This window comes from Marinobacter lipolyticus SM19, assembly GCF_000397065.2.
GTDB lineage: Bacteria > Pseudomonadota > Gammaproteobacteria > Pseudomonadales > Oleiphilaceae > Marinobacter > Marinobacter lipolyticus.
Genome location: NZ_KE007306.1, coordinates 886,798 through 909,169, shown reverse-complemented (window position 1 = coordinate 909,169; position 22,372 = coordinate 886,798). Strand labels below are relative to the sequence as shown.

The 22,372-nt window shown below is 57.3% G+C and carries 19 protein-coding genes; 12 read left to right on the top strand and 7 right to left on the bottom strand.

Annotated features, from left to right (window positions below; genetic code table 11):
* Positions 1-26 precede the first annotated feature (26 nt).
* From astA to astB, 3 genes are read left to right on the top strand one after another with little or no spacing between them, the layout of a single operon-like run.
* On the top strand, positions 27-1,115 hold the full coding sequence (gene astA / locus MARLIPOL_RS04200; RefSeq protein ID WP_012136845.1) for an arginine N-succinyltransferase: 1,089 nt from the start codon (positions 27-29) through the stop codon (positions 1,113-1,115).
* Entirely contained in the window at positions 1,096-2,571 is a 1,476-nt protein-coding gene (gene astD / locus MARLIPOL_RS04195) for a succinylglutamate-semialdehyde dehydrogenase (RefSeq protein WP_012136844.1), read from the top strand. Before astA ends, astD begins: the two co-directional genes overlap by 20 nt.
* Positions 2,572-2,582: 11 nt before the next feature.
* Positions 2,583-3,923, top strand: a complete 1,341-nt coding sequence (gene astB, locus MARLIPOL_RS04190; RefSeq protein ID WP_012136843.1) for an N-succinylarginine dihydrolase — start codon at positions 2,583-2,585, stop codon at positions 3,921-3,923.
* Between the two features lie 103 nt (positions 3,924-4,026).
* Here the strand turns inward: astB and MARLIPOL_RS04185 are convergent, their stop codons facing one another.
* Positions 4,027-4,686, bottom strand: a complete 660-nt coding sequence (locus MARLIPOL_RS04185) for a TetR/AcrR family transcriptional regulator (protein ID WP_012136842.1) — start codon at positions 4,684-4,686, stop codon at positions 4,027-4,029.
* A gap of 221 nt (positions 4,687-4,907) precedes the next feature.
* Here MARLIPOL_RS04185 and MARLIPOL_RS04180 point away from each other — a divergent pair, with 221 nt between their 5' ends.
* Complete coding sequence (locus MARLIPOL_RS04180) at positions 4,908-5,930, top strand: efflux RND transporter periplasmic adaptor subunit (RefSeq protein WP_407638039.1); 1,023 nt, start codon at positions 4,908-4,910, stop codon at positions 5,928-5,930.
* Positions 5,930-8,956 carry an efflux RND transporter permease subunit gene (locus tag MARLIPOL_RS04175; protein WP_012136840.1) on the top strand — a complete coding sequence of 1,009 codons (3,027 nt, stop codon included), beginning with the start codon at positions 5,930-5,932 and terminating at the stop codon, positions 8,954-8,956. The genes MARLIPOL_RS04180 and MARLIPOL_RS04175 overlap by 1 nt, the downstream gene beginning before the upstream one ends.
* A 16-nt stretch (positions 8,957-8,972) precedes the next feature.
* On the opposite strand, the gene astE is transcribed toward MARLIPOL_RS04175, so the two are convergent.
* The 6 genes from astE to MARLIPOL_RS04145 all read right to left on the bottom strand — a co-directional run bounded on the left by astE (position 8,973) and on the right by MARLIPOL_RS04145 (position 14,200).
* On the bottom strand, positions 8,973-10,019 hold the full coding sequence (gene astE, locus MARLIPOL_RS04170) for a succinylglutamate desuccinylase (RefSeq protein ID WP_012136839.1): 1,047 nt from the start codon (positions 10,017-10,019) through the stop codon (positions 8,973-8,975).
* A 165-nt stretch (positions 10,020-10,184) separates the two neighbouring features.
* Positions 10,185-10,907 (bottom strand): ABC transporter permease, encoded by a 723-nt coding sequence (locus tag MARLIPOL_RS04165; RefSeq protein WP_012136838.1) that lies wholly within the window; start codon positions 10,905-10,907, stop codon positions 10,185-10,187.
* A 3-nt stretch (positions 10,908-10,910) separates the two neighbouring features.
* The gene (locus MARLIPOL_RS04160) at positions 10,911-11,615 is read right to left on the bottom strand and encodes an ABC transporter permease (protein WP_012136837.1); all 705 of its coding nucleotides are present in this window, start codon (positions 11,613-11,615) and stop codon (positions 10,911-10,913) included.
* Positions 11,616-11,665: 50 nt separating this feature from the next.
* Positions 11,666-12,418 carry a transporter substrate-binding domain-containing protein gene (locus tag MARLIPOL_RS04155; protein WP_012136836.1) on the bottom strand — a complete coding sequence of 251 codons (753 nt, stop codon included), beginning with the start codon at positions 12,416-12,418 and terminating at the stop codon, positions 11,666-11,668.
* Positions 12,419-12,518: 100 nt separating this feature from the next.
* Positions 12,519-13,289, bottom strand: a complete 771-nt coding sequence (locus MARLIPOL_RS04150; RefSeq protein ID WP_012136835.1) for an ABC transporter ATP-binding protein — start codon at positions 13,287-13,289, stop codon at positions 12,519-12,521.
* A gap of 152 nt (positions 13,290-13,441) precedes the next feature.
* A complete protein-coding gene (locus tag MARLIPOL_RS04145) occupies positions 13,442-14,200 on the bottom strand; it encodes an FCD domain-containing protein (RefSeq protein WP_036190337.1) in 759 nt (252 codons plus the stop codon).
* 262 nt (positions 14,201-14,462) lie between these two features.
* On the opposite strand from MARLIPOL_RS04145, the gene dctP reads away from it, so the two are divergent.
* From dctP to glcF, 7 genes are all read left to right on the top strand, one after another.
* On the top strand, positions 14,463-15,599 hold the full coding sequence (gene dctP / locus MARLIPOL_RS04140) for a TRAP transporter substrate-binding protein DctP (protein ID WP_012136833.1): 1,137 nt from the start codon (positions 14,463-14,465) through the stop codon (positions 15,597-15,599).
* A 100-nt stretch (positions 15,600-15,699) separates the two neighbouring features.
* Positions 15,700-16,404, top strand: coding sequence for a TRAP transporter small permease subunit (locus MARLIPOL_RS04135; RefSeq protein ID WP_012136832.1), 705 nt, complete (start codon positions 15,700-15,702; stop codon positions 16,402-16,404).
* A complete protein-coding gene (locus MARLIPOL_RS04130) occupies positions 16,401-17,936 on the top strand; it encodes a TRAP transporter large permease (RefSeq protein ID WP_012136831.1) in 1,536 nt (511 codons plus the stop codon). The genes MARLIPOL_RS04135 and MARLIPOL_RS04130 overlap by 4 nt, the downstream gene beginning before the upstream one ends.
* A gap of 21 nt (positions 17,937-17,957) precedes the next feature.
* On the top strand, positions 17,958-18,383 hold the full coding sequence (locus tag MARLIPOL_RS04125; protein WP_012136830.1) for a GlcG/HbpS family heme-binding protein: 426 nt from the start codon (positions 17,958-17,960) through the stop codon (positions 18,381-18,383).
* Positions 18,384-18,423: 40 nt separating this feature from the next.
* Positions 18,424-19,896 (top strand): FAD-linked oxidase C-terminal domain-containing protein, encoded by a 1,473-nt coding sequence (locus MARLIPOL_RS04120; RefSeq protein WP_012136829.1) that lies wholly within the window; start codon positions 18,424-18,426, stop codon positions 19,894-19,896.
* Positions 19,889-20,953, top strand: coding sequence for a glycolate oxidase subunit GlcE (gene glcE / locus MARLIPOL_RS04115; RefSeq protein ID WP_012136828.1), 1,065 nt, complete (start codon positions 19,889-19,891; stop codon positions 20,951-20,953). Before MARLIPOL_RS04120 ends, glcE begins: the two co-directional genes overlap by 8 nt.
* Before the next feature lie 190 nt (positions 20,954-21,143).
* The gene (gene glcF, locus MARLIPOL_RS04110) at positions 21,144-22,352 is read left to right on the top strand and encodes a glycolate oxidase subunit GlcF (RefSeq protein ID WP_012136827.1); all 1,209 of its coding nucleotides are present in this window, start codon (positions 21,144-21,146) and stop codon (positions 22,350-22,352) included.
* The last annotated feature ends 20 nt before the right edge of the window (positions 22,353-22,372 follow it).

Below are 22,372 nucleotides of genomic sequence, written 5' to 3'. Positions count from 1 at the left end.
AAGTCTGCAAACTCAGGGAGGTCGCCATGCTGGTAATTCGTCCATTGCAGGAGACCGATCTGGATGCGTTGTACGACATGGCCCAGAACGCAGGGAAGGGACTGACTACCTTGCCCGCGGATCGGGCGTTACTTGAACGCAAGATCCAGCATGCCCGGGATACCTTCAACCAGCGATGTGCACCGGAAGCTGGCCTGTACCTGTTCGCTCTGGAAGATACTGAGCTCAAACGCTGTGTCGGTATCAGTGGCATCCAGGCCCGTGTCGGGCTGGATGAAGTGTTCTATAACTACCGCTTAAGCGTGACGGTCAATGCTTCGCGAGAGCTTGGTGTACATGTGCGGACGCCGACCCTGCAACTGTCCAACGACATGACCGACACGACGGAAATATGCTCCCTGTTACTGTCTGACAGTCATCGCGGTGGCGGAAACGGGCTGCTGCTATCCCGGTGTCGATTCATGTACCTGGACAGTTTCCGCAAACATTTTTCGGAGAAGGTCTTCGCGGAAATGCGGGGAGTGTCGGACAAGCATGGGCGGAGCCCGTTATGGGATGCGCTGGGTAGTCAGTTTTTTGATATGGAATTCAGTGAGGCCGATATGTTGTCGGGCCTTGGCAACAAGTCCTTTATTGCTGAGTTGATGCCGAAATACCCCATCTATGTGCCGATGCTGCCTGACGCGGCCCGGGCCGTTATCGGCAAGGTTCACGACAACACTGCCCCTGCTCTCAGAATGCTGCAGGCAGAAGGATTCAACTTCAACGGACTGGTTGATATTTTTGATGGTGGCCCTGTGGTGGAAGCCTTTGTGCACAATATTCGCACCGTGCGGGAGAGTATCAGTCGGCATGTGCTGATCAGTCACAAACAGATGGACCTGAGTTTGCCAGCATCGGAGCGTGTGATGGTTTCCAATGTCTCCTTCAGGGACTTTCGGGTAACCACCATACCGGTGGAATGTATAGGGCCCGATACTGTCACCCTTAGTAAAGAGGTTGCGGACATTCTGTTGGTGGAATCCGGCGATCAGGTTCACCTGGCCCCTTTGAAAGACACCATATCCAAGACTCACGTACCGGGAGGTGCACGTTATGGCAAACCTGACAGGTGAATTGTTCATTGATGGTCTGTGGCTGCAGGGCCACGGCTTACCGTTTGAGTCGATCCAGCCGGTCACCGGCGACACCGTTTGGGATGGCGAAAGCGCCAGTCTGGAAGACGTGGATGCGGCGGTTCGTGAAGCCCGCAAAAGCTTTTTGAATTGGCGCAGGAAGTCGTTTGTTGAACGCAAGGCCCTGGTTGAGGCGTTCGGTGAAAAGCTTGAGGAGCACAAGGAAGAACTGGCTCATCAGATTGGGCTGGAGACCGGCAAACCGCTTTGGGAGTCCCGCACCGAAGTGGCCGCGATGATTGGCAAGATCGGTATTTCTGTGAAGGCCTACAATGAGCGTACTGGTCATTCGGAGTCCGAGGTGGCTGGTGGTCACGCGGTGTTGCGTCATCGTCCCCATGGTGTGGTCGCGGTTTTTGGCCCCTATAACTTTCCCGGCCACCTGCCCAACGGTCACATTGTGCCGGCGTTGCTGGCGGGTAACACCGTGGTATTCAAACCCAGTGAGTTAACGCCCGGGGTCGCCGAACTTACTGTGAAACTCTGGGAACGCGCTGGCCTGCCGGACGGTGTTATCAATCTGGTGCAGGGTGCGGCTGCTACAGGTAAATCCCTTGCCAGTCACCCGGGTATTGATGGTCTGTTCTTTACTGGCAGCTCCACGGTTGGTCACTTGCTACACGAACAGTTCGGCGGTCAGCCGGAGAAAATCCTGGCTCTGGAGATGGGTGGCAATAACCCCCTGATTGTTCAGGATGTTGCGGACGTTGATGGTGCTGTCCATCACGCCCTGCAGTCCGCATTTCTGTCGGCGGGTCAGCGCTGCACCTGCGCTCGTCGCTTGTTGGTTCCCAAGGGTACAAAAGGGGATCACTTCATCGATCGCCTGACGGAAGTCGCGGCCCGAATCCAGGTAGGAGAATTCGACGCCGAGCCGCAGCCGTTCATGGGGTCAGTCATCTCTGCCGAAGCGGCGGAAAAACTGTTGGCGGCGCAGGGCAATATGATTGAGAAAGGCGCTCGCTCACTGCTGGAGATGAAACAACTCAGACCCAACACCGGTTTGTTGTCTCCTGGCATTCTGGATGCGACCGGCCTGGACGTGAGTGACGAGGAATTTTTCGGTCCGTTGTTGACGGTCTATCGTTACAAGAGTTTCGATGAAGCGCTGGAGTTGGCGAACAATACCCGTTACGGCCTGTCCGCCGGAATTCTCACCGATGACCGCAAGCTCTATGAGCGGTTGGCCGACGAAGTGCGGGCCGGTATCGTCAACTGGAATCGTCCGTTGACCGGTGCCAGCAGTGCGGCCCCCTTTGGTGGTGTGGGGGCCAGTGGCAACCATCGCCCCAGCGCCTATTACGCGGCGGATTACTGCGCCTGGCCGATGGCCTCTCTGGAAGCGAAGAAGAGTGAGGTGCCGGACAGCCTGGCGCCCGGGTTAAATTTCGATTGATGGACTGACACATGCCTAAACATGCAGTTGAAGCCAATTTCGATGGCCTGGTTGGCCCCACCCACAATTACGCTGGCTTGTCCTGGGGGAATGTGGCATCCAAGTCCAATGTGAATGCTGTCTCCAACCCCAAGGAAGCCGCGCTTCAGGGGCTGGCGAAGATGAAGCGGCTGGCGGACCGGGGTTACGTTCAGGGCGTTTTGCCGCCCCATGAGCGGCCCCATATTCCCACCCTGAAAGCGCTGGGATTCACCGGATCGGACAAGGCCGTGCTGGCGGCTGTTGCCAGGGAGAATCCCTCAATTCTGGCGGCCGCGTCCTCCGCTTCGGCGATGTGGACCGCCAACGCAGCCACGGTGTCACCCAGCGCCGATACGTCCGATCATCGCGTGCACTTCACGCCGGCCAACCTGAGTGCCAAATTTCACCGCTCCATTGAGCATGTGGTGACCGGCAGGGTGCTGAAATCCATTTTTGCGGATGATGCCTGGTTTGCCCATCATCCGGCGTTGCCGTCGGTCAGTCATTTTGGTGATGAAGGAGCGGCCAACCATACCCGTTTGTGCAGTCGTTACGGTGAGCCGGGGGTAGAGTTGTTTGTCTACGGCCAGGTAGCGTTCAATGAACAGGCGCCGGCTCCGGCGAAATACCCGGCGCGACAAAGTCTTGAGGCTTCTCAGGCTATCGCCCGCCTGCACGGTTTGAAGGACAGCCACGTGGTCTTCGCCCAGCAGAATCCGGCGGCCATTGATGCCGGCGTGTTCCATAACGATGTGATTGCCGTGGGAAATGCCAACACGCTGTTTTACCACGACATGGCGTTCCTGGAGGAAGAAAAGGTACTGGCTGACATCCGCAGCCGGTTAACCGGTACTGAGTTACAGGCGGTGCGCGTCAGTAGTGCTGAGGTGCCTATTGAGGATGCGGTGCAATCGTACCTGTTCAACAGCCAGTTGCTGAACACCGCCGACGGTATGTTGCTGGCGGTGCCGGGGGAGTGTCGTGAAGTGTCTTCGGTAAGCCGCTATCTGGATGACCTGGTGAAAGGCGATGGCCCAATCACCTCAGTAGAGGTCTTTGACGTCAAACAGTCCATGCGCAACGGTGGTGGTCCGGCATGTCTGCGCTTGCGCGTGGCACTGAGTGACGACGAACTGAAAGCCATGCACCATGGTGTGCTGCTGAATGATGCCCTGTACGAGCGCCTCACAACCTGGGTTGAGGCCCATTACCGCGAGGAACTGTCAACGGAAGATCTGGCGGACCCAATGCTGCTGGATGAAGTTCGCAAGGCCCTGGATGAGCTGACCGGTATTCTGGGGCTGGGTTCCATCTACGATTTTCAGATTTGAGTTGCTTTGTCGGATTACGCCTGCGGCTAATCCGACCTACCTTACGCCGCCCAATCATTGCTCCACGTAGGTCGGATTAGCGAAGCGTAATCCGACAATATTCTTAAGAAGCAATAGAAGAAGTCAGCATCTCCATGGTGTGACGAATCAGTGCGTCTGCGGAGAAAGCCGTGGGCGCACCTCGGGATTCGTCGCCGTCCTGCTCTACCATTTCACTCTGACACAACAGAATCACACCGTGCAGCGCTCCGCGAAGGTAAAGCGCTGTTTGTTCGGGGTCCTGAATCCGCGCGCGATTCATGGTGCCATCCTCCAGCCCCAGGCGAATCGCCCCCACCATCAGCTCCATCAGCTCGGATTTCGAGCACAGCATATCCATGGCCTGTTGTTCGTCCGCTTCCGTCATAGCGGTGGACGCCTTGGTCATGGCTGAAAAGTAGTCAGGTTCTTCCAGGTAAAAGTGGTAGTAGGCTTCGCCCATGGCAGTGATCTGCGCCAGGCCCGTGGTGGCGGTATCCCGCGCTTGCTCGAAACGGCGGCACAGGCTCTGGCCCGCACGCAGCATGATGCCTCGCTGGATCGCCGCCTTGTCCTTGAAGTACACATACAACAGTGCGCGGCTGAGGCTGGCGGTGCGGGCGATGTCATCCATGGAAGTACGGTCGTAACCCTTCTCCGAGAATACCAGTTCAGCGGCATCCAGGATGGCGTCGTAGCGGGCCTGTTTTTCCCGCTCTCTGCGTGTTTTCAACTTCTCGCTCATTCTCGTGTCCGGTCGGTGGGAACTGCTCGTTCATCATACCTTATGACAGATAAAAACCGATTATTGACAATTTGTCAAAGAATGACATTATGTCTGTTAACAACGATTGCTGCCAGGGATTTCGGAGCAGACAAACACCACTAACACGGAAGGAAGGGCCGGTCATGAATCCGAATCGAATCGTCGTCAAACCTTTTCTGATTGCTGCCGTCGTGCTGATCATGGCGGGCTGCAAAGTCCAGGAAACTTCGCATGAGGGCGCCGCCCAGGCTGTCTCCGTTCGAACGGCAGAAGTGGCAGGTGGCCAGACTGAGGGTATTCCACTGAGGTTTTCCGGGATTATCCGTGCTACCCAGCGGGCAACCCTGACGTTCCAGGTGAGCGGAACTCTGCGAGAGCGTGATGTGGAGCTTGGTCAGGAAGTCGCTGAGGGCGATTTACTCGCACGAGTGTATAACCCGGCTCTTGAGCCGGCCCGCGATTCAGCCCGTGCCCGGCTGGACGAACTGAATACCCAGTACGATCAGGCAAAACGGGAGTGGGAGCGTTCGAGCCGATTGCATGAGCGAGGGGTGGTTTCCGAGCAGACTCTGGAACAGATTGCTGCCCGTCGGGATGGCCTGAGAGCCAGTGTTGCCACGGCCCGCGCATCGCTGGCGGAGGCGTCTCGATTGCTGGAAGAGAGCGTGTTGAGAGCGCCGTTTAACGGCAGTGTAGAGGCGGTGCTGGTTGAGCGGGATGAGTTCGTTGCTGCCGGTCAGCCGGTGATAAGGCTGTCCTCCCCCAAGGGCCGGGAAGTGGAAGTCCGGGTGCCGGCTTACATGCTGAGCCACGTCAGTCTGGATCAACTGCTGCCGGTTTGGTCCGTACAGGATCGGAACCGCAAGCCGGAGACCGGTTCCGTCGTCGAGATTGCGCAGGCCGGTGGCGTGCGAGGGGAGTTGCACCCGGTACTGGTGAGCCTGCCCGCTGATACCCTGGAGCCGGGGGAGCCGGTAGAGGTTGGTATTACGCCGACCGAGGTGGTGGCCACCACGGTTCCCCTGCTGTCAGTCATGAAATCCCCCAGCGGTGCCAGTGTGTTTCGGGTGTCGGATGGTATTGCGCGCCGTGTGCCTGTCCAGGTTCAGCGTGTGATCGGTGAGCGTGTGGTGGTCGATGCCCAAGATCTGGAAGCCGGCGATCAGGTCATATACGCGGGCATGACACGGATAGCCGATGGTGACGCCGTGGAGGTGCACTGATGGCTTCCCGGCTGCTGAACTACCAGCGTCTTCTGGGCATGGTGGTGACCATGCTTTGCCTGTTGGGGATCGCCGCCTACAGCACAATGCCAAGGCAGGAAGATCCGTCGTTCCCCTATCGGGCCGGAATGGTGACCGTGAACTATCCCGGCGCCAGTGCGGATGCCGTTGAACGTCTGGTGCTGAATCCACTGGCTGACGAGTTGCGGCAGGTGGAGGAAGTCGATTTCACCCAGGCCACTGCGCGAACCGGAGTGGCCATCGTCCGGGTTCGTCTTAATGACACCATATACGATACCGATTCGGCCTGGGACCGGGTGCGCCAGGCCATGGATCGGGCCCGGCTCGAGTTCCCTGCCGATGTTGGGCAAATGGCGCTGGATGATCGGCTGATCGACATTCCGGCCATCGTACTGGCGGTAGGTGGCTCTACGTCGGTAACCGAGTTGAGCGAAGTGGCGGAACGCCTGAAGCAGAACCTGGCGGATATCCCCGGTGTTTCCAGGATTGAACTGGAGGGGGACGCCGATGAGCAGATCACCCTGGCCCTGGACGATGCAGCCATGTTTCGCCTGGGCATCTCGCCGGCCCGGGTGATGGATACCCTGGCCCGGCGAAACCAGACTATTCCCGGTGGTTTCGTGGTGGTGGACGGCCGTCGCATGTCGGTATTGCCCAACAGTGAATTTGCGGATATCGATGCCATTCGGGCGACACCAATTGAACTGCCGGACGGTTCACAGGTACCGCTGGCCGCAGCCGCCGAGGTGTGGCGTGGTCCGGAAGAACCGCGGCAACCGGAAACCTGGTTTGACGGTGAGCGGGTGGTGCTGGTATCCGTCATTATGGAAGAAGACTCCACCGACGCCATTCGCTTTGGAGAGCGGGTGAGGAAAAGACTGGATGCCATCCGTGGTGACTTTGCTCCATACCAGATACGTGAAATGTTCTTCCAGCCGGACAAGGTGGAGCAGCGCCTGGACAACCTGGCCTGGAGCCTGGTGTTGTCCGTGATCATTATTGTTGCGGTGGTAGTTACCGGCATGGGCATTCGCATGGGGATTCTGGTGGCTTCCATCCTGCCGATGGTGGCATTGATCAGTATTGGTCTGTATGACCTGGGCGGTGGTGTGCTGCATCAGATCGCGGTGATTGGCATGGTGATCTCCCTCGGGATCCTGATCGACAATGCCATTGTGATCGTAGAGAGCATCCAGGGGCACCTGGATAATGGCATCCGCCGGCTGGATGCCCTCAAGCAATCGGTTCGGGAGCTGGCCGGCCCCCTCGGTGCCTCCACCGGAACCACCCTGGCAGCCTTTGCGCCGCTGTTATTGTCCAAGGGTGGGACCGCAGATTTTACCCGGGGTGTCCCGGTGATGATCATGCTGACATTGTCAGTCAGCTATCTGTTGGCCATTTCCGCGGTACCATTGCTGGCTGCGCGGTTCCTCAAACCCCGCAAAGCCACCGGGCAGGATCGCCTGGTGGGGTTGGCTCGCTTACTTGGCGGACTGGTGTATCGCATGCCCGGAAAGCTGATGCTGGCGGGCCTGGTTCTGGTGCTTGTCAGCCTGGCGTTGACCCCCTTCATGAAACAGCAGTTCTTCCCCAATGCCGACCGTCCACAGGTTATTGTAGAACTCTATATGCCGGAAGGCACCGATCAGGAGCGTACCTCAGCCGTAGCCGCCGATCTTGAGCGGGCTATCCGTGAGCGACCCGAGGCGGTCCAGATTCATCGTTTCACCGGGTTCACCGGACCGAGTTTCTATTACAACCTGCAACGCTCGCCCCAGGCACCCAACCGGGGGCGCATTGTGGTGTCGACACCGACACTGGCCGATACCACAGAACTGATTCCCTGGATCCGTGACTACGCGAACATCCATTTGCCGGAACTGAACCTGTCGGTGGGTATCCTGGGACAGGGGCCGCCCCGGGCTGCCCCGGTGGAAGTCAGGGTTTACCATGCCGACGATGACATCAGGGCGGCGGCCGTCGAGCAGGTATTTTCGGCTTTGCGGCGGGTCAAAGGCACGGTGGACGTGCGTCACGACCTGGATATTGGCGTGCCCAGTATTTCTATCAACGTGGATGACGCCAGTGCGGCGCGTTACGGCATCAACCGTTCCGATGTCGCCCAGGGGCTGTACGGCCAAAGCTTTGGTGTGGTTGCGGAACAGTATCGCCAGGAGGAAGACCCCATACCCCTGGTGCTGCGATCCCGGGAAGGCACCAACCTGTCGCTGTCACGCCTGTTGTCGATAAACATCTACAACGACCAGGGTGACGCCGTTCCCCTGTCTGCCGTGACCTCGGTGGAAACCTCCTGGGAACCGGCAGCGCGCTACCTGCGAAACGGGGTGCGAATGAACACCGTCACCGCCAATCTACTGGCCGGTTACTCCTTCAGCCAGGCCTTGCAGGGGCTGGAGGCTGCGCTGGAAGAAAAGCCGCTGCCTGCGGGAACGCGACTGGCCATGGGCGGTGACGCGGAAGGCTCCGACGATGCCAACAATGCGCTGCTGACAACCGCTCCGATTGGCATATTGCTGTTGCTGTTCTTCCTGCTGATCCAGTTCAACTCCTTCCGCCGCGTGGGCATCATTCTGCTGACGGTACCGCTGGCAACAGTAGGCATCTTCCCCGGCCTGGTGTTGTCCGGATCGCCGTTCGGGTTTCAGTCATTACTTGGGGTGATCGCCCTGGTGGGCATCGTGGTGAACAACGCCATCGTGCTGCTGGACGTGATGGATCGCCAACTGGAAAAAGGTGAGGGTATTCGAGAGGCAGTACGCACCGCAGTGGAACAGCGCACGCGCCCGATCCTGTTGACCACCGCCACCACCGTAGCGGGCCTGCTGCCTTTGGCATTCTCCAGCTCAACACTGTGGCCGCCCATGGCCTGGGCCATTATCTCCGGCCTGCTGGCCTCCACCGTACTGACCTTGCTGGTCATTCCCTCGGTCTGCAGCAAGGTTATCCGCTGCAGGGTCGCCGAACCCGAAAACGCGCCGGCCTAAACAGCAGCAGGTGGGATCAGGCCCCGAGCGATTGCCGGGGCCTGATCAGCAACCCGACCCGCTGACCCACCGGTACATTGCGGTTGGGAAATACAATCGACTCCGGCGAATGCCCCACCCGATACTCCATCTCCGCATCCTCCCAGATCAGTGTACCGGGCGCATACTCCGTAAAATTGGCCACATCATCCGGAACATGAAAGCGGAAACTGTCGCCGGAATTGATGATCTCATGCACCACCTCAAACACTGCCAGGTGGTCGCGAGGTGGCGTGGGCGGAACCGGCGGCAGCCCGCTCATGCGCCGACGCAGAGCAGTGCTGATCCCGGTGAATCGGCTCAGATCGTTCTGCCCGAAAGGGCGAACCTTCCCCAGCTCCACCGTAAAACTCTCAGCCTTCAACACAGAAGACGAAAAAGACGAAAACGTCGTCCCTTCCCGATGCTGCAACAGCAACGTTTCGACCCCGGCCTCCAGCAAAAAGTCACACTGAGCCCGCGGTACTTCCCGCCCTGCCACAAACGGGTACAACGCAAACTTCTCCCGACGGGATGGCCGAATCGCCGTATGCAAATCGTAGTGACACAGATTGTGCGGGTGCTGCGCGGCAAACTGCCGGCACGCCTCTTCCAGAAACTGTGCCCGGGCTGCCTCAGGCAAGCCGTGGTATTCCTCTTTGCCGTGAGCACCATGGAACAGCCGGTTCATATTCGCATCAATAAAGCGATCACCGGCGAGCATGGCTGGCGGATTCCCCAGAATCAGCAGCACCGGACAGGCCAGCGTCCATTGCCCGTTCAACAGCTCCGTCACCAGACCGTTCAACACCTCAATGGGTGCGGTTTCATTGCCATGGACGCCGGCAGAAATGATCAATGCTTCATGATTGGGATTAGGACGATCGGTTGGGGGGCAGAGTTCGAGAACCCCAACGGCCCGGCGAATGGCGCGAGTGCCATCAGGCAATTGGGTTTTTACTTCGGGAAGCGGATTAGTGCAGTTGGCGAGTGTATTGACCAACCAGTCGGCATGAGCATCAAAGAGACAATCACTGGCTTTCATAGAATCCCCGCAAAGAGTCTGGGGCCAGCCGGCAGGAGCGCCTCCCGGGAATCTTGAAGGCCAGGGACGGCCTGAAAGAAGCGCACATGGATGTGCTCGTAGCGGTTCCCGGGAGGCGCTCCTGCCGGCTGGCCATGCACCATTGGCGGACCGTTAAAGTTATTGTCAGGAACTCAAAGGCCGCTGATGCTTCAGCAAATGATTTTCCAGCTTGCGGAACGCGAACACCAGTGCAAACGTCAGCAGCATATAGAGCAGAGCCACAAACAGGAAAGCATCAAACGGCGCATAAAACCGCGAGTAAATGTTCCGCGCAGCACCGGTCAGATCCACAATGGTTACCACACTGGCAATCGCACTCGCATGAAGCATGAAAATCACCTCATTGGAGTAAGCCTGCACTGCCCGCCGCGCCGCACTCGGCAACACAATGCGCCGCATCCGCAGGAACCAGTTCATGCCATAGGCCTTAGCCGCCTCAATCTCACCATGGGGCGTCGACACAATGGCACCGCGGATAATCTCGGTCGTGTAAGCCGCCGTATTCAGCGTGAACGCCAGCAGGGCAGGGTAGAAAGGCTCGCGGAAAATTTCCCACCAGAAGGTTTCCTGAATGCCCTCAATCTGCGCCAGACCGTAATAGATAATATAAAGCTGAATCAGCAGTGGTGTACCACGAAACAGATAGGTGTAGAGCCACACTGGTCCCGAGACAAGGGGATTTCTGACCGTCCGCATGATTGCCAGTGGGACGGCAACCACCAAGCCGATCACCAGGGACAAAAACACCAGGTGAACCGTCGTGACCAGACCGTCCCAGTATTCCATGATGGTCATGGCAGTAAAGATGTCGTTCTGGTTCAGCCACTGGGCAATAAAATCAGGCATCACTTAACTCTCCTGAACCACGCCGACATTGGCACGCTTGTTAAGCCACTTGATAAACAACTCCGAGCCCGCAGTCAGGGTCAGGTACACAAACGCCACCGGAATGAAAAAGTGAAACGGCATGCGCTCCGCCTTGGCGGCTTCCTCGGCCACACGGACCATATCCGTCAACCCGATAATGGACACCAGGGCCGTGGTTTTGAGCAGCACCTGCCAGTTGTTGCCGATGCCGGGCAGGGCATGGCGAAGCATCTGGGGAATCATGATCCGGCGGAATGTGTGCCAGCGTGTGAAACCGTAGGCGCGGGCGGCTTCGATCTGCCCGGATTCCACCGCCAGGAATGCCCCGCGGAAGGTTTCGGTCATGTAGGCGCCGAAAATCAGTCCAATCGTGATCACCCCGGAGATGAACGGATCGAACTGGAAGAAAAAGTCGATTTCGTAAGCGTCCCAAAGGTAATCCGAGAGCATATTCACGACAACCTGACCGCCGTAATAGAACAGCAGCATCATGACCAGGTCGGGTACGCCGCGGATCAGCGTGGTGTAGGTGGTGGCCGCACCTTTGGCCGCCCGACTGTTTGACAGCTTGGCAGAGGCGCCGATCAGGCCGAGGGCCACGGCCAGGGCCAGGGAGAGGAAGGCCAGTTCAATGGTGACAACCGCCCCTTCCATCAGGGCCGGGCCATAGCCTTTCAAATCGAGCATGGGAACGTCCGGTAAGCAGGGGCGGTCATTGTGACCGCCCCGAAGCAATTTTACATCTTGATGTCGTAAGCGAAGTACTTCTTCATGATGGTGTCATAAGTACCATCTTCTTTCAGGGTGGCCAGGGCCGCGTTCACTTCCTCAGCCAGGTCCTTGTCACGCTTGCGCATGGCAACACCGACGCCCTCACCGAGCTTGACCGGCTCCGCCACTTCCTTGAAACCTTCTTTGCTCAGGACGGTCTGCTCACCCACTGGGTAGTCCACGAAGACAACGTCCAGACGCTGACCTTCCAGATCCAGCACCATGTCATCAGCGGTGGTGTAGCGCTTGATAGTGACAATGCCGCCCATGTTTTCGGTGACGTAGGTGTCCATGGTCGTGCCACGCTGAACGCCTACGGTCTTGCCTTTCATGGCGTCCATATCGGTAACGTCGGTAGAGAAACTCTCAGGACCGAACCAGCCACCCGGGGTGTTGTAGTATGGTTCGGAGAACAGGACCCGCTCGGCGCGTTCCGGAGTGATGGACATGGAAGACATGATCAGATCGAACTTTCGCGCCAGCAGACCGGGAATCATGCCATCCCATGCCTGGATAACGAATTCGCAGTTGGCGTTCATTTCTTCGCACATGGCTTCGGCCAGTTCAACCTCGAAACCGGTCAGCTCGCCATTGTCGTCCTTGTATTCGAACGGCTCGTAGGGAACATCAAATGCGATACGGAGGTCGCGTTCCTGGGCCTGCACCCCGCCTGCAATCATCGCCAGGGCACAGCTTGCTGCAAAAATCAGATTTTTCATGTGTCACTTCTCCAGTGGTTTGCCTTGTGGGCTTTATTTTTTCTGGAAGTTCGTGGTTCCAGCTTTTTATTTCTTCACCGGTTCAAGATAGCACCGAGTGTCAGAAGTTGGGAGCCAGGAACTGTTTCATGCGTTCCGAATCCGGATTATCAAACACTTTGTCGGGCGTACCCTGTTCCTCAATCACGCCCTGATGCAAAAACAGGACCTGTGTTGACACATCCCTTGCAAATGCCATTTCGTGGGTGACCACGATCATGGTTCGGCCTTCCTCAGCCAGGCTTTGCATAACCTTCAGTACTTCGCCGACCAGTTCCGGGTCCAGCGCTGACGTCGGTTCGTCAAACAGCATGACTTCGGGTTCCATGGCCAGTGCGCGGGCAATCGCCGCCCGCTGTTGCTGACCGCCCGACATCTGGGCCGGGTAGTAATCCTTGCGCTCGTAGATTCCGACTTTGTTCAGGTAGGCTTCGGCGCGCTCAATGGCTTCCTTTTTCGGAACCTTGAGGACATTGATTGGCGCTTCAATGATGTTTTCCAGCACGGTCATGTGGGACCAGAGGTTGAAGCTCTGGAAGACCATGGACAGCTTGGCGCGGATTAATTCAACCTGCTTGTTGTCAGCGGGAATGCGCTCGCCCTTGCGGTTTTTAGTGAACCGGATTGGGTCGCCGTGCACGATGATGTCGCCGGAAGTCGGGGTTTCGAGCATGTTGATGCAGCGCAGAAATGTGCTTTTCCCGGAGCCGGAACTGCCAATCAGTGACACCACATCACCTTTACGAGTTTCCAGCGAGATCCCCTTGAGCACTTCAAGCTGGTCAAAGGTTTTGTGAATATCCCTGCAGATCAAAGGCGCTTGTTCCGCCATGGGCGACTCCTGAGGCTGTCATTCAAAGGCGCATGTTTTACGGACTGTGGCATCGGAAATCAATACCCCTAACGAAGGGTTTTGCCGAGAATCACGACAGATACCGCCAAATCATTGTGTCGCACTGTCCGCACAATGCAAGTTTTTGCCGTTCAGACTGACGGTGTCGCGCCGGAGTTTGTATGCTCTGTATCAATGGGCATCCGAATGACTTCTGCTCCCTGGCTTTCCAGATCCCTCATGGAGTCTGCGACAAAGCGAACGTGATCTATGGCCGCTTTTCTGGCAGAGGCTGGTTTTCCCGCCAAAATAGCCTGATAGATCCGACGATGCTGCTTCATTATTGAATGCCGCATTGCTTCTCGGGGATTGAGATTGGCGACCGATGCCTGTACCGACAACAGCATCATGTTTTTCAGGCCCTTGAGCATGTGTACCAGGATGGGATTGTGGGATGCCTCGACAATAGCCTGGTGGAAGCCGTGATCCGGTTTGGCATTGCTCAGCGGATCGGTTTCTTCGAGCATCCTGAACGCTTTCGTGAGACGGTGGCGGTCTATGTCGGTTGCGCGCTGGGCGGCCAGGAATGCTGCCTGCCCCTCCAGTTGTTCTCTGACTTCGAGGAGGTCATACATTGTCCGGGGATGACCTGCAAAAAGATGCATGAGCGGGCCGTTGTCATCAAGATCCCTGGTTGCCGGAACGATGCTGGCAACAAAGGACCCTTTGCCGTGAAAGGTATCGATCACACCGCGTCCCTGTAACTCATGCAGTGCCTCCCGGATAATGGCTCTGGAGACCCCCAGCCGATCGGCCAGTTGGCGCTCCGAGGGGATCTTCTGATCCGGAGCGAGACCGCCATCCAGAATCAGTTGCTCCAATCGGTACGAAATTTCCTGAGATCTTCCCATCGTTTTTGTCCGTTAGCTTCCACTGGTCTGACCACTGATATGACTTTATGCGTGTGCCAGGTCCTTCTGCCTGATTGCCTTGTAGCCCTTTAACTATGGCTTATCGGAGTGTTCACGTCTATTTCTCACAATTTAAAAACTGGTCAGACCAGTTGGTAATTTTCTGGACTAAACGTGAATCGCCTACGAAGATCTTTTTAATACCGGCACCCGCTGGTGTTGGCCTCACTCTGAGAACAACAATGTCAACGGAGATGTGTCAATGAACATCAAGTGGAACAGGAAATCTGAATGTGATGAGGGCAATCTTCTGCCGCGCAGGAGCTTCCTGAAAAGCATAATGGTCGGCGCTACTTTGTGTGGCGCTCTTCTAATGGGGGCGAGCCAGGCCCAGGCTGCAACAACATGGAAAATCCAGTCCGTGTGGGATGCCGGCACCGTCGGATACGATTTGTTCGAGGAATGGTGTAACAGCATGGAGGAAAAATCCGGCGGCGAGCTGATTTTCAAGCCGTTTCCGGCCAAGGCCGTTGCTGCGGACAACAACGCGCTGTTTGATGCGGTTCGGAATGGCGTACTGCAGGGGATGAACCCGTTCACCCTGTACTGGTCTGGCAAAATCCCGGCTTCGGTGTTCCTGTCGTCCTACCCGGCGGGTCCGGATCAGCCGCACCAGTGGGACACCATGTTCTATTCCATGGGTATGCTCGAGAAGACCCGGGAGATCTACAAAAAGTTTGGTCTCTTCTATGTGGGACCGATCCAGCACGACGCGAACATCATTCATTCCAAGAAACCGGTGAATAGTCTGGCTGATCTCAAAGGGATGAAAATCCGTGTGCCGGGCGGCATGGTGGCAGAGGTGTTTCAGCAGTTTGGTGTTTCCACTGTGAGCCTGCCGGGTTCCGACATCTTCCCTGCTCTTGAGAAGGGCACCATTGATGCGGCCGATTATGTGGGGCCGGCGGTGAACTGGGAGCTGGGTTTTTCCCAGGTAACCGACTACATCCTGTTCGGACCTCCCGGTGTGATGTCCGTTTACCAGCCGGTGGATCTGATGGATCTGACCGTCAACCTGCGGGCCTGGAATTCCCTGGATCCGAAACTCCAGCAGCTGGTTGAGGATGAAGTACGTAACTACTCACAGAAACACTACCTGACCATCCAGAAGCGCAACATTGAGGCCATGAAAAAGTTCAAGGAAGCGGGCGATACGGTCAGTCGGCTGAGCCAGGCGGATCTGGAAGAGTTCCGTCGTAAAGCCATCCCGATCTGGTACAAGTGGGCCAACAAAGACGACGATGCCCGCGCGATCTTTGACATGCAGCTTGAGTACATGATGAACGAAACCGTTGGTTACATCAGCGAGGAAGACCTTGAAGGTGTGCCCGGCAAGTAACGCTGTATGGCATCAATAAAAACAAAACATGGGGAAGGGCCGGGACTGCTCCAGAGGAGATGTCTCACCTTCCCCGTTTTGTGGCTGAGGAAGTAACAACATGTCTGATCTTGAAGGCTTCGGTTTCGTTTTGCCGCACTGGTTTTACTGGGGCTGGCTTGCCGTCATGCCACTGATCATGATGGCCTGGGACAAGTGGAGCAGTCGCCGTGGCGACGAGACTGCCGAATCCGAGTTAACGCCTGCAGAGATACAGGCGAAAGAAGACGACCCGCTGGTATACCTTCAGTTCGAGGGGAACTGGTTTACCCGGATTGTTGACTGGATTTGTGATAAATCCGGTTTGTTCGTGTCCTTCTGGACGGTGAACGCCGTCGTGTTCTATTTCTTCGAAGTGGTCATGCGTTATCTGTTCAACATGCCGACTATCTGGGTGCACGAATCCAGCTTCCTGTTGTTGGGGATGCAGTACCTGCTCGCCGGGGCATTCGCCATGCTCCATGGTGCCCATGTACGGGTCGATGTGATGTACAACTTATTGCCGGTGCGAGGAAGGGTCGGTATGGACATCTTTACGTCGATGTTCTTCTTCATGTTCGCCCTGGTGCTGCTGACCACCTCCTGGACCTTTTTTCAGAATTCCTACTCCATGGGCGAGACTACAGTTGAAACCTGGGGCATTCAGTACTGGCCAGTTAAAGGCATGATGGTATTGGGGTCGTTCCTGCTTCTACTCGCAGGCATCTCCAAGCTGATCAAGGATATCGTTCTGTTCGTCCGTCTTGGCCGGGAGCGCACTGCATGAGTATCAATACAGTATCAGCTCCAGGCAGCAGCCTCGTGGGCAAGCTGAGTACATGGGTGATGGTAATCGCCACCGTGGCACTGGCATTCGTCATCTGTGTCGAGATGATCAACATTCTTTTCTACGATCCGTACAGCGACGAGAAATTCCTCTTCAAGCTGTCGGGCAGTCTTTCTGATGTCAGGATCGGGCCACTGACGTATCTGATGTTCGGCTCCCTGGCGGTGGCGCTGATGATGGGGTTGCCTTTGGCGTTTGTCACCGGTGGCCTCGGGGTGATGTTCGTCTACCTGGTCGGCGACTCGCTGATGCTGAACATTGTGCCGAGCCGGATCTTCCCGATGATGACCAACTCCGATCTGGCCGCGATACCCCTGTTCATTTTCATGGCGTCCATGCTCGAACGTGCGGGCCTGATCGAGGAGATGTTCAGTGTGGTTTACAAGTGGATGGGTGGCCTGAGTGGTGGTCTGGCGACCGCAACCATTCTTGCCTCCACCATCCTTGCTGCGATGGTGGGTGTGATCGGAGCCGCCGTGGTCACTATGGGCATCATTGCCCTGCCGGCAATGCTGAAGCGGGGTTATGACCAGAAGATTGCGCTGGGTTCGATTATGGCCGGAGGAACCCTAGGCATCCTGATCCCCCCATCGATCCTCGCAATCCTGTATGCCGTTGTGGCACAGCAATCTGTTGGGGAACTGTACCTTGGTTCAGTTCTTCCGGGGCTGTTGTTGTCCGGGCTGTATATTGCCTATGTGCTGATTCGCAGCTGGATAAACCCGAAACTGGGTCCTCCAGTACCGGAGGAAGAGCGCATTTCATTGTTGGAAAAGCTGATTCTTCTGAAAAGCCTGATTGCGCCATTGATTCTGGTGGGGCTGGTTTTGGGGCTGCTGTTCGGTGGTATTGCTACACCCGTTGAGGCTGCAGGTATCGGATCCTTCGGAGCCATCGTGGTAGCCATGATGCATGGCAAGTTCTCCATCGGGGGCTTGCGGGAGGCATCAGTGACCACTGCCAAGGCCTCGGCCATGGTGTTGTGGATTATGTTCGGTGCGTCTGTCTTTGTGGGATTCTATATCCTGCAGGGCGGCCAGCAGTTTGTCACCGACGCTATCCTTGGGACAGGTCTCTCCGCCTACGGCATCCTGTTCCTGTTGATGGTGCTGCTGGTGATACTGGGTATGTTCCTGGACTGGGTCGGTATCCTGCTGCTTGCAGTGCCGATTTTTATCCCGATTGTGGAGGCGCTGGAGTTCCCTGGACTACTCGGCTTTCCACCGGTGGCGGGCGAGGACGTCGTGCTCTGGTTTGGCGTGCTTTACCTGGTCAATATGCAGATGTCGTTTCTCAGCCCTCCGTTCGGTTATGCCCTGTTCTACATTCGCGGGGTCTGTCCACCGGAAATTTCCATGGGCACCATCTTCAAGGCTTCTCTGGTGTTCCTGGCCATCCAGGCGTTCGGGCTGTTCATGTGCATCCTTCTGCCCGGCATTGTGACCTGGCTGCCGGGGCTGGTTTACGGTTAATAAATTCAAGGAGTAACTATTATGCTCACAGTCAATAGATTGGATCTGTCTGACGCTCGAATCCTGATTGCAGGGGCTGCCGAAAAAGCCAGGGAAATTGGCGTGCCCATGTGTATCGCAATCGTGGATGAGTCCGGAAACCTGATCGCTTTCGAGCGAATGGATGGCGGCAAGATTACCAGCGTTACCATCGCGCAGGACAAGGCTTTTACAGCGGCCGCTGCAAAGAAAGCCACCCACGACTACAACAAGGTGAACGTACCGGGCAGTCTGGCGTTCGGTATTCATACCGAAGTGGGTGGCCGCATCAGTTCTGTCGGGGGCGGACTGCCAGTGATTGTCGACGGCGAAGTGGTGGGCGGTATTGGCCTGAGTTCCGGTACCCCGCAGCAGGACATGGACTGTGCCCAGGCGGGTATTGACCATTTTGAAACCAAACGCGGTTAATGACTGTCACAGCTACAGCAACGCATACCCAGAGACTGATATGACAATCAATCCGAAAGTCAGCAAAGCCGAACTGGCGGAGCAGTTCCGGACGTTTATCGATCCGGAATACGTCATTACCGATGACGAAACCATGAAGCCCTACGAGTGCGACGGCATGTCCATGTATTGCGAGATGCCGTTACTGGTGGTGCTGCCGGAAACGGTGGAACAGGTACAGCGGGTGATGCGTATCTGCAATGAAAACGCCGTCCCGGTAGTGGCTCGTGGCGCAGGTACCGGACTCAGTGCCGGGGCCATGCCGAACAAGGAAGGCGTGGTGCTGTCGCTGGCCAAGTTCAACCGCATCCTCGACATCGACCCACTGGCTCGCACGGCCAGCCTGCAGCCGGGCGTTCGTAACCTCGCGATTAGCGAGGAAGCGGCCCAGTACGGCCTCTATTATGGTCCCGATCCCTCCTCGCAGATTGCCTGCACCATCGGCGGCAATGTCGCAGAAAACTCTGGCGGCGTGCATTGCCTGAAGTATGGCCTGACCGTGCACAATATCCTGAGTGTGGAAATGGTTACCGCCGAAGGGGATCTGGTCACCGTCGGCAGCGATGGCCTCGATAGTTGCGGCATGGACCTTCTTGCACTGATGACTGGCTCTGAAGGCTTGCTCGGAGTGGTCACGGAAGTGAAGGTTAAGTTACTACCCAAGCCGGAAGTAGCCCAGGTGGTGATGGCCGGTTTCGACAGCGTACAGAAAGGCGGTGATGCGGTGGGTGGCATCATTGCCCACGGTATCATCCCCGGCGGTCTGGAAATGATGGACGGCCACGCCATTATCGCCGCCGATGACTTTGCCCAGGCTGGTTATCCCCGTGATGCCAAAGCCTTGCTACTGTGCGAAGTGGACGGTACTGAAGAGGAAGTCCATGAGCACATCGCCGAAGCGGAAGACGTCTTTCGCAAGCTGGGCGCTACCTCGGTGCGCACTTCCCAGAGTGAGGAAGAGCGAGCGTTGCTGTGGAAGGGGCGCAAGTCCGCCTTCCCGGCCGTGGGCCGCATCTCCCCGGATTACTACTGCATGGACGGCACCATTCCCCGCCGGGAAATCGCCCGCGTTCTGACCGAGATGGAGAAAATGTCGGAAGAGTTCGGCCTGCGGGTGGCCAATGTATTCCACGCCGGAGACGGCAACCTGCACCCGCTGATCCTGTTCGATGCGAACGTGCCCGGCGAGTTTGAACGCACCGAAGCCTTTGGCAGCAGCATCCTGTCCCTGTGTGTGGAAGTGGGTGGCTGTATTACCGGGGAACACGGCGTGGGTGTTGAGAAAGTCCGCCAGATGGCTGTGCAGTTCAACGATGAAGAGCTGCAGCAGTTCCATGACCTCAAAGCTGCATTCGACCCGAAGGGCATCCTGAACCCCGGTAAAGGCGTCCCGGCTTTGCGGTTCTGCCAGGAATACCGCTCACTCGAATACAAATTACACAAGCACGACCATACGGAAGCCGCCCATGGCTGATAATCTCCAGATATTACAGGAGCAAGTGCTCCACGCCCGCGATGGCGGGCACAAACTCAACATTGTTGGCGGTGGCACCAAGGCCTTCATGGGCCGTGCCGCCGATCCGGATGCCGGTACTCTCAATGTGGGAGAGCACACCGGAATCGTCGACTACCACCCGGTGGAACTGGTACTCACCGTGCGCGCCGGCACCACCCTGCAAGAAATTGAAGCAACCCTGGCCGAAGAGGGGCAGGCATTACACTTTGAACCGCCGCACTTTGGTGAAAACTCCACCATCGGCGGCACCCTGGCCTGCAACCTGTCGGGTCCGGCACGCCCCTGGGCCGGTTCCGTGCGTGATCAGGTGCTCGGTGTACGGCTGATCAATGGCAAGGGCGAGCATCTGCGCTTCGGTGGCCAGGTAATGAAAAACGTGGCTGGCTACGATGTGTCCCGACTCCAGGCCGGAGCCATGGGCACCCTCGGCGTGCTGACCGAAATCAGCATGAAAGTCATGCCCAAACCCGCCGCTACCCTGACCCTGGTGCAGGAGATGCCCGCGGACGAGGTCATCCACTATATGAACAGCCGCGCGGCTGAACCCAAGCCGATCACCGCCGCCTGCTGGCTCGATGACAAAGTCTATCTCCGCCTGTCCGGCGCCCGCTCGGCGGTGGACGCAACCGCGCAGAAATGGTCCGGCGACGTGATGGAGAACGGCGACCAGTTCTGGCGCCAGATCCAGGATATGGGCCATGAGTTCTTCACCGGTGACGACCCAGTATGGCGGTTCTCCGTCGGCTCCACCGCCGCTAACTTCAACCTAGACGGCCCCTGGCTGATTGACTGGGCCGGTTCCCAACGCTGGTATCGGGGCGACGCCGAATTGAAACGGATGGAAGCGCTGGCGAAAGAGGCTGGAGGCCAGGTCAGCCTGTTCCGTGGCGGCGACCGTGAGGGTGAAGTGATGCACCACCAGCCGGATGCCCTGAAAGGCATACAGCGGCGTGTGAAAAACTCGTTCGATCCCGATGGCATTTTTAACCCGGGCCGGCTCTACAGCTGGTTGTAACGAATTGAACTGTCCGGAAAAGGAGAGAGGAAGCCCTCTTCGATGCCCGGGAAGCGGGTGGGTAGATCTTCTCTGAAACTGTGCGGAGCCATGGATGGCGGAGCCCAAGCACACATGGATGTGCTTGAAGCGTGTTTCAGAGAAGATCTACCCGCGCGCTTGTGCTCCAAAACATAAAAGCAGGTAAAAAATGCAAACCAATTTAGTTCAACAATTTGCCAACACCAAAGAAGGACAGGAGGCCGAATCTATCCTGCGGGCCTGCGTCCACTGCGGATTCTGCACGGCAACCTGTCCCACCTACCAGGAACTCAATGACGAGCGTGACGGCCCCCGTGGCCGCATCTACCTCATGAAAATGTTCCTCGAAGGCCAGGAAGTCACCGAAAAAACCCGCGAGCACCTGGACCGCTGCCTCACCTGCCGTAGCTGCGAAACCACTTGTCCCTCCGGCGTCCAGTACGGTCGCCTGGTGGATATCAGCCGCGGTCTGATCGATCAGGAAATGCCGCGTCCACCGAAAGACAAGTGGGTTCGCTGGGCACTGGCACGAGTTCTTCCCAACCGCAAACTGTTCGGTTTGCTGCTGCGCCTTGGCCAACTGTTGCGTCCGGCGTTGCCGGAAAAACTCCGCACCAAAGTGCCGCCGAGAAAAGAAGCCAGCCCCTGGCCCGCGGCAAGCCATAGCCGCATCGTGCTGGCGCTGGCCGGATGTGTGCAGCCCTCCGCGACACCCAACACCAACGCCGCTGCTGCCCGTGTACTTGATCGCCTCGGTATCACCATGGTGGAAGCGCCGGAAGCTGGCTGCTGTGGCGCGGTTAACTATCACCTTTCCGAACATGAGAAAGGCCTGGAGCGCATGCGCCAGAACATCGATGCCTGGTGGCCCGCCATTGAAGCCGGCGCCGAAGCCATCATCATGACCGCTTCCGGCTGTGGCGCCATGGTGCAGGACTATGGCCACCTGCTGAAGGACGACCCGGTGTACGCCGCCAAGGCGAAAAAAGTGAGTGAACTGACCATCGATCTGGGCGCGTTCCTGCTCAAACAGGATCTGGAAAAGCTCAAAGTGACCCAGAGCCCGGGTAAAGTGGCATTCCATTGCCCCTGCACCCTGCAGCATGCCATGAAGCAGAATGGTGTGGTGGAGCAGGTCCTGACCAAAGCGGGCGTGAACCTGGCCGCCACCAAAGACAAGCACCTGTGCTGCGGGTCAGCCGGTACCTACTCGATACTACAACCGGAGATGAGCCAGAAGCTGCTGGGTAACAAGCTCAAGGCGCTGACCATCGATCATCCGGATCGCATTGTCACCGCCAACATCGGGTGCCAGATGCACCTGGAAACCAAAGCGGATGTACCAGTTCAGCACTGGATCGAATTACTGGATCAGTAACCTCTGCTATAGTCCCTGGC

What these genes read in the sequence shown, in the direction of transcription:
- MARLIPOL_RS04180 (WP_407638039.1), top strand. Translation starts at nt 4,908, where the DNA reads ATGGCGGGCTGCAAAGTCCAGGAAACTTCGCATGAGGGCGCCGCCCAG.
- MARLIPOL_RS04145 (WP_036190337.1), bottom strand. Translation starts at nt 14,200, where the DNA reads ATGGGAAGATCTCAGGAAATTTCGTACCGATTGGAGCAACTGATTCTG.
- MARLIPOL_RS04185 (WP_012136842.1), bottom strand. Translation starts at nt 4,686, where the DNA reads ATGAGCGAGAAGTTGAAAACACGCAGAGAGCGGGAAAAACAGGCCCGC.
- MARLIPOL_RS04125 (WP_012136830.1), top strand. Translation starts at nt 17,958, where the DNA reads ATGCTCACAGTCAATAGATTGGATCTGTCTGACGCTCGAATCCTGATT.
- MARLIPOL_RS04120 (WP_012136829.1), top strand. Translation starts at nt 18,424, where the DNA reads ATGACAATCAATCCGAAAGTCAGCAAAGCCGAACTGGCGGAGCAGTTC.
- astB (WP_012136843.1), top strand. Translation starts at nt 2,583, where the DNA reads ATGCCTAAACATGCAGTTGAAGCCAATTTCGATGGCCTGGTTGGCCCC.
- MARLIPOL_RS04130 (WP_012136831.1), top strand. Translation starts at nt 16,401, where the DNA reads ATGAGTATCAATACAGTATCAGCTCCAGGCAGCAGCCTCGTGGGCAAG.
- astA (WP_012136845.1), top strand. Translation starts at nt 27, where the DNA reads ATGCTGGTAATTCGTCCATTGCAGGAGACCGATCTGGATGCGTTGTAC.
- MARLIPOL_RS04175 (WP_012136840.1), top strand. Translation starts at nt 5,930, where the DNA reads ATGGCTTCCCGGCTGCTGAACTACCAGCGTCTTCTGGGCATGGTGGTG.
- astD (WP_012136844.1), top strand. Translation starts at nt 1,096, where the DNA reads ATGGCAAACCTGACAGGTGAATTGTTCATTGATGGTCTGTGGCTGCAG.
- MARLIPOL_RS04165 (WP_012136838.1), bottom strand. Translation starts at nt 10,907, where the DNA reads ATGCCTGATTTTATTGCCCAGTGGCTGAACCAGAACGACATCTTTACT.
- MARLIPOL_RS04160 (WP_012136837.1), bottom strand. Translation starts at nt 11,615, where the DNA reads ATGCTCGATTTGAAAGGCTATGGCCCGGCCCTGATGGAAGGGGCGGTT.
- MARLIPOL_RS04135 (WP_012136832.1), top strand. Translation starts at nt 15,700, where the DNA reads ATGTCTGATCTTGAAGGCTTCGGTTTCGTTTTGCCGCACTGGTTTTAC.
- MARLIPOL_RS04150 (WP_012136835.1), bottom strand. Translation starts at nt 13,289, where the DNA reads ATGGCGGAACAAGCGCCTTTGATCTGCAGGGATATTCACAAAACCTTT.
- dctP (WP_012136833.1), top strand. Translation starts at nt 14,463, where the DNA reads ATGAACATCAAGTGGAACAGGAAATCTGAATGTGATGAGGGCAATCTT.
- MARLIPOL_RS04155 (WP_012136836.1), bottom strand. Translation starts at nt 12,418, where the DNA reads ATGAAAAATCTGATTTTTGCAGCAAGCTGTGCCCTGGCGATGATTGCA.
- glcE (WP_012136828.1), top strand. Translation starts at nt 19,889, where the DNA reads ATGGCTGATAATCTCCAGATATTACAGGAGCAAGTGCTCCACGCCCGC.
- glcF (WP_012136827.1), top strand. Translation starts at nt 21,144, where the DNA reads ATGCAAACCAATTTAGTTCAACAATTTGCCAACACCAAAGAAGGACAG.
- astE (WP_012136839.1), bottom strand. Translation starts at nt 10,019, where the DNA reads ATGAAAGCCAGTGATTGTCTCTTTGATGCTCATGCCGACTGGTTGGTC.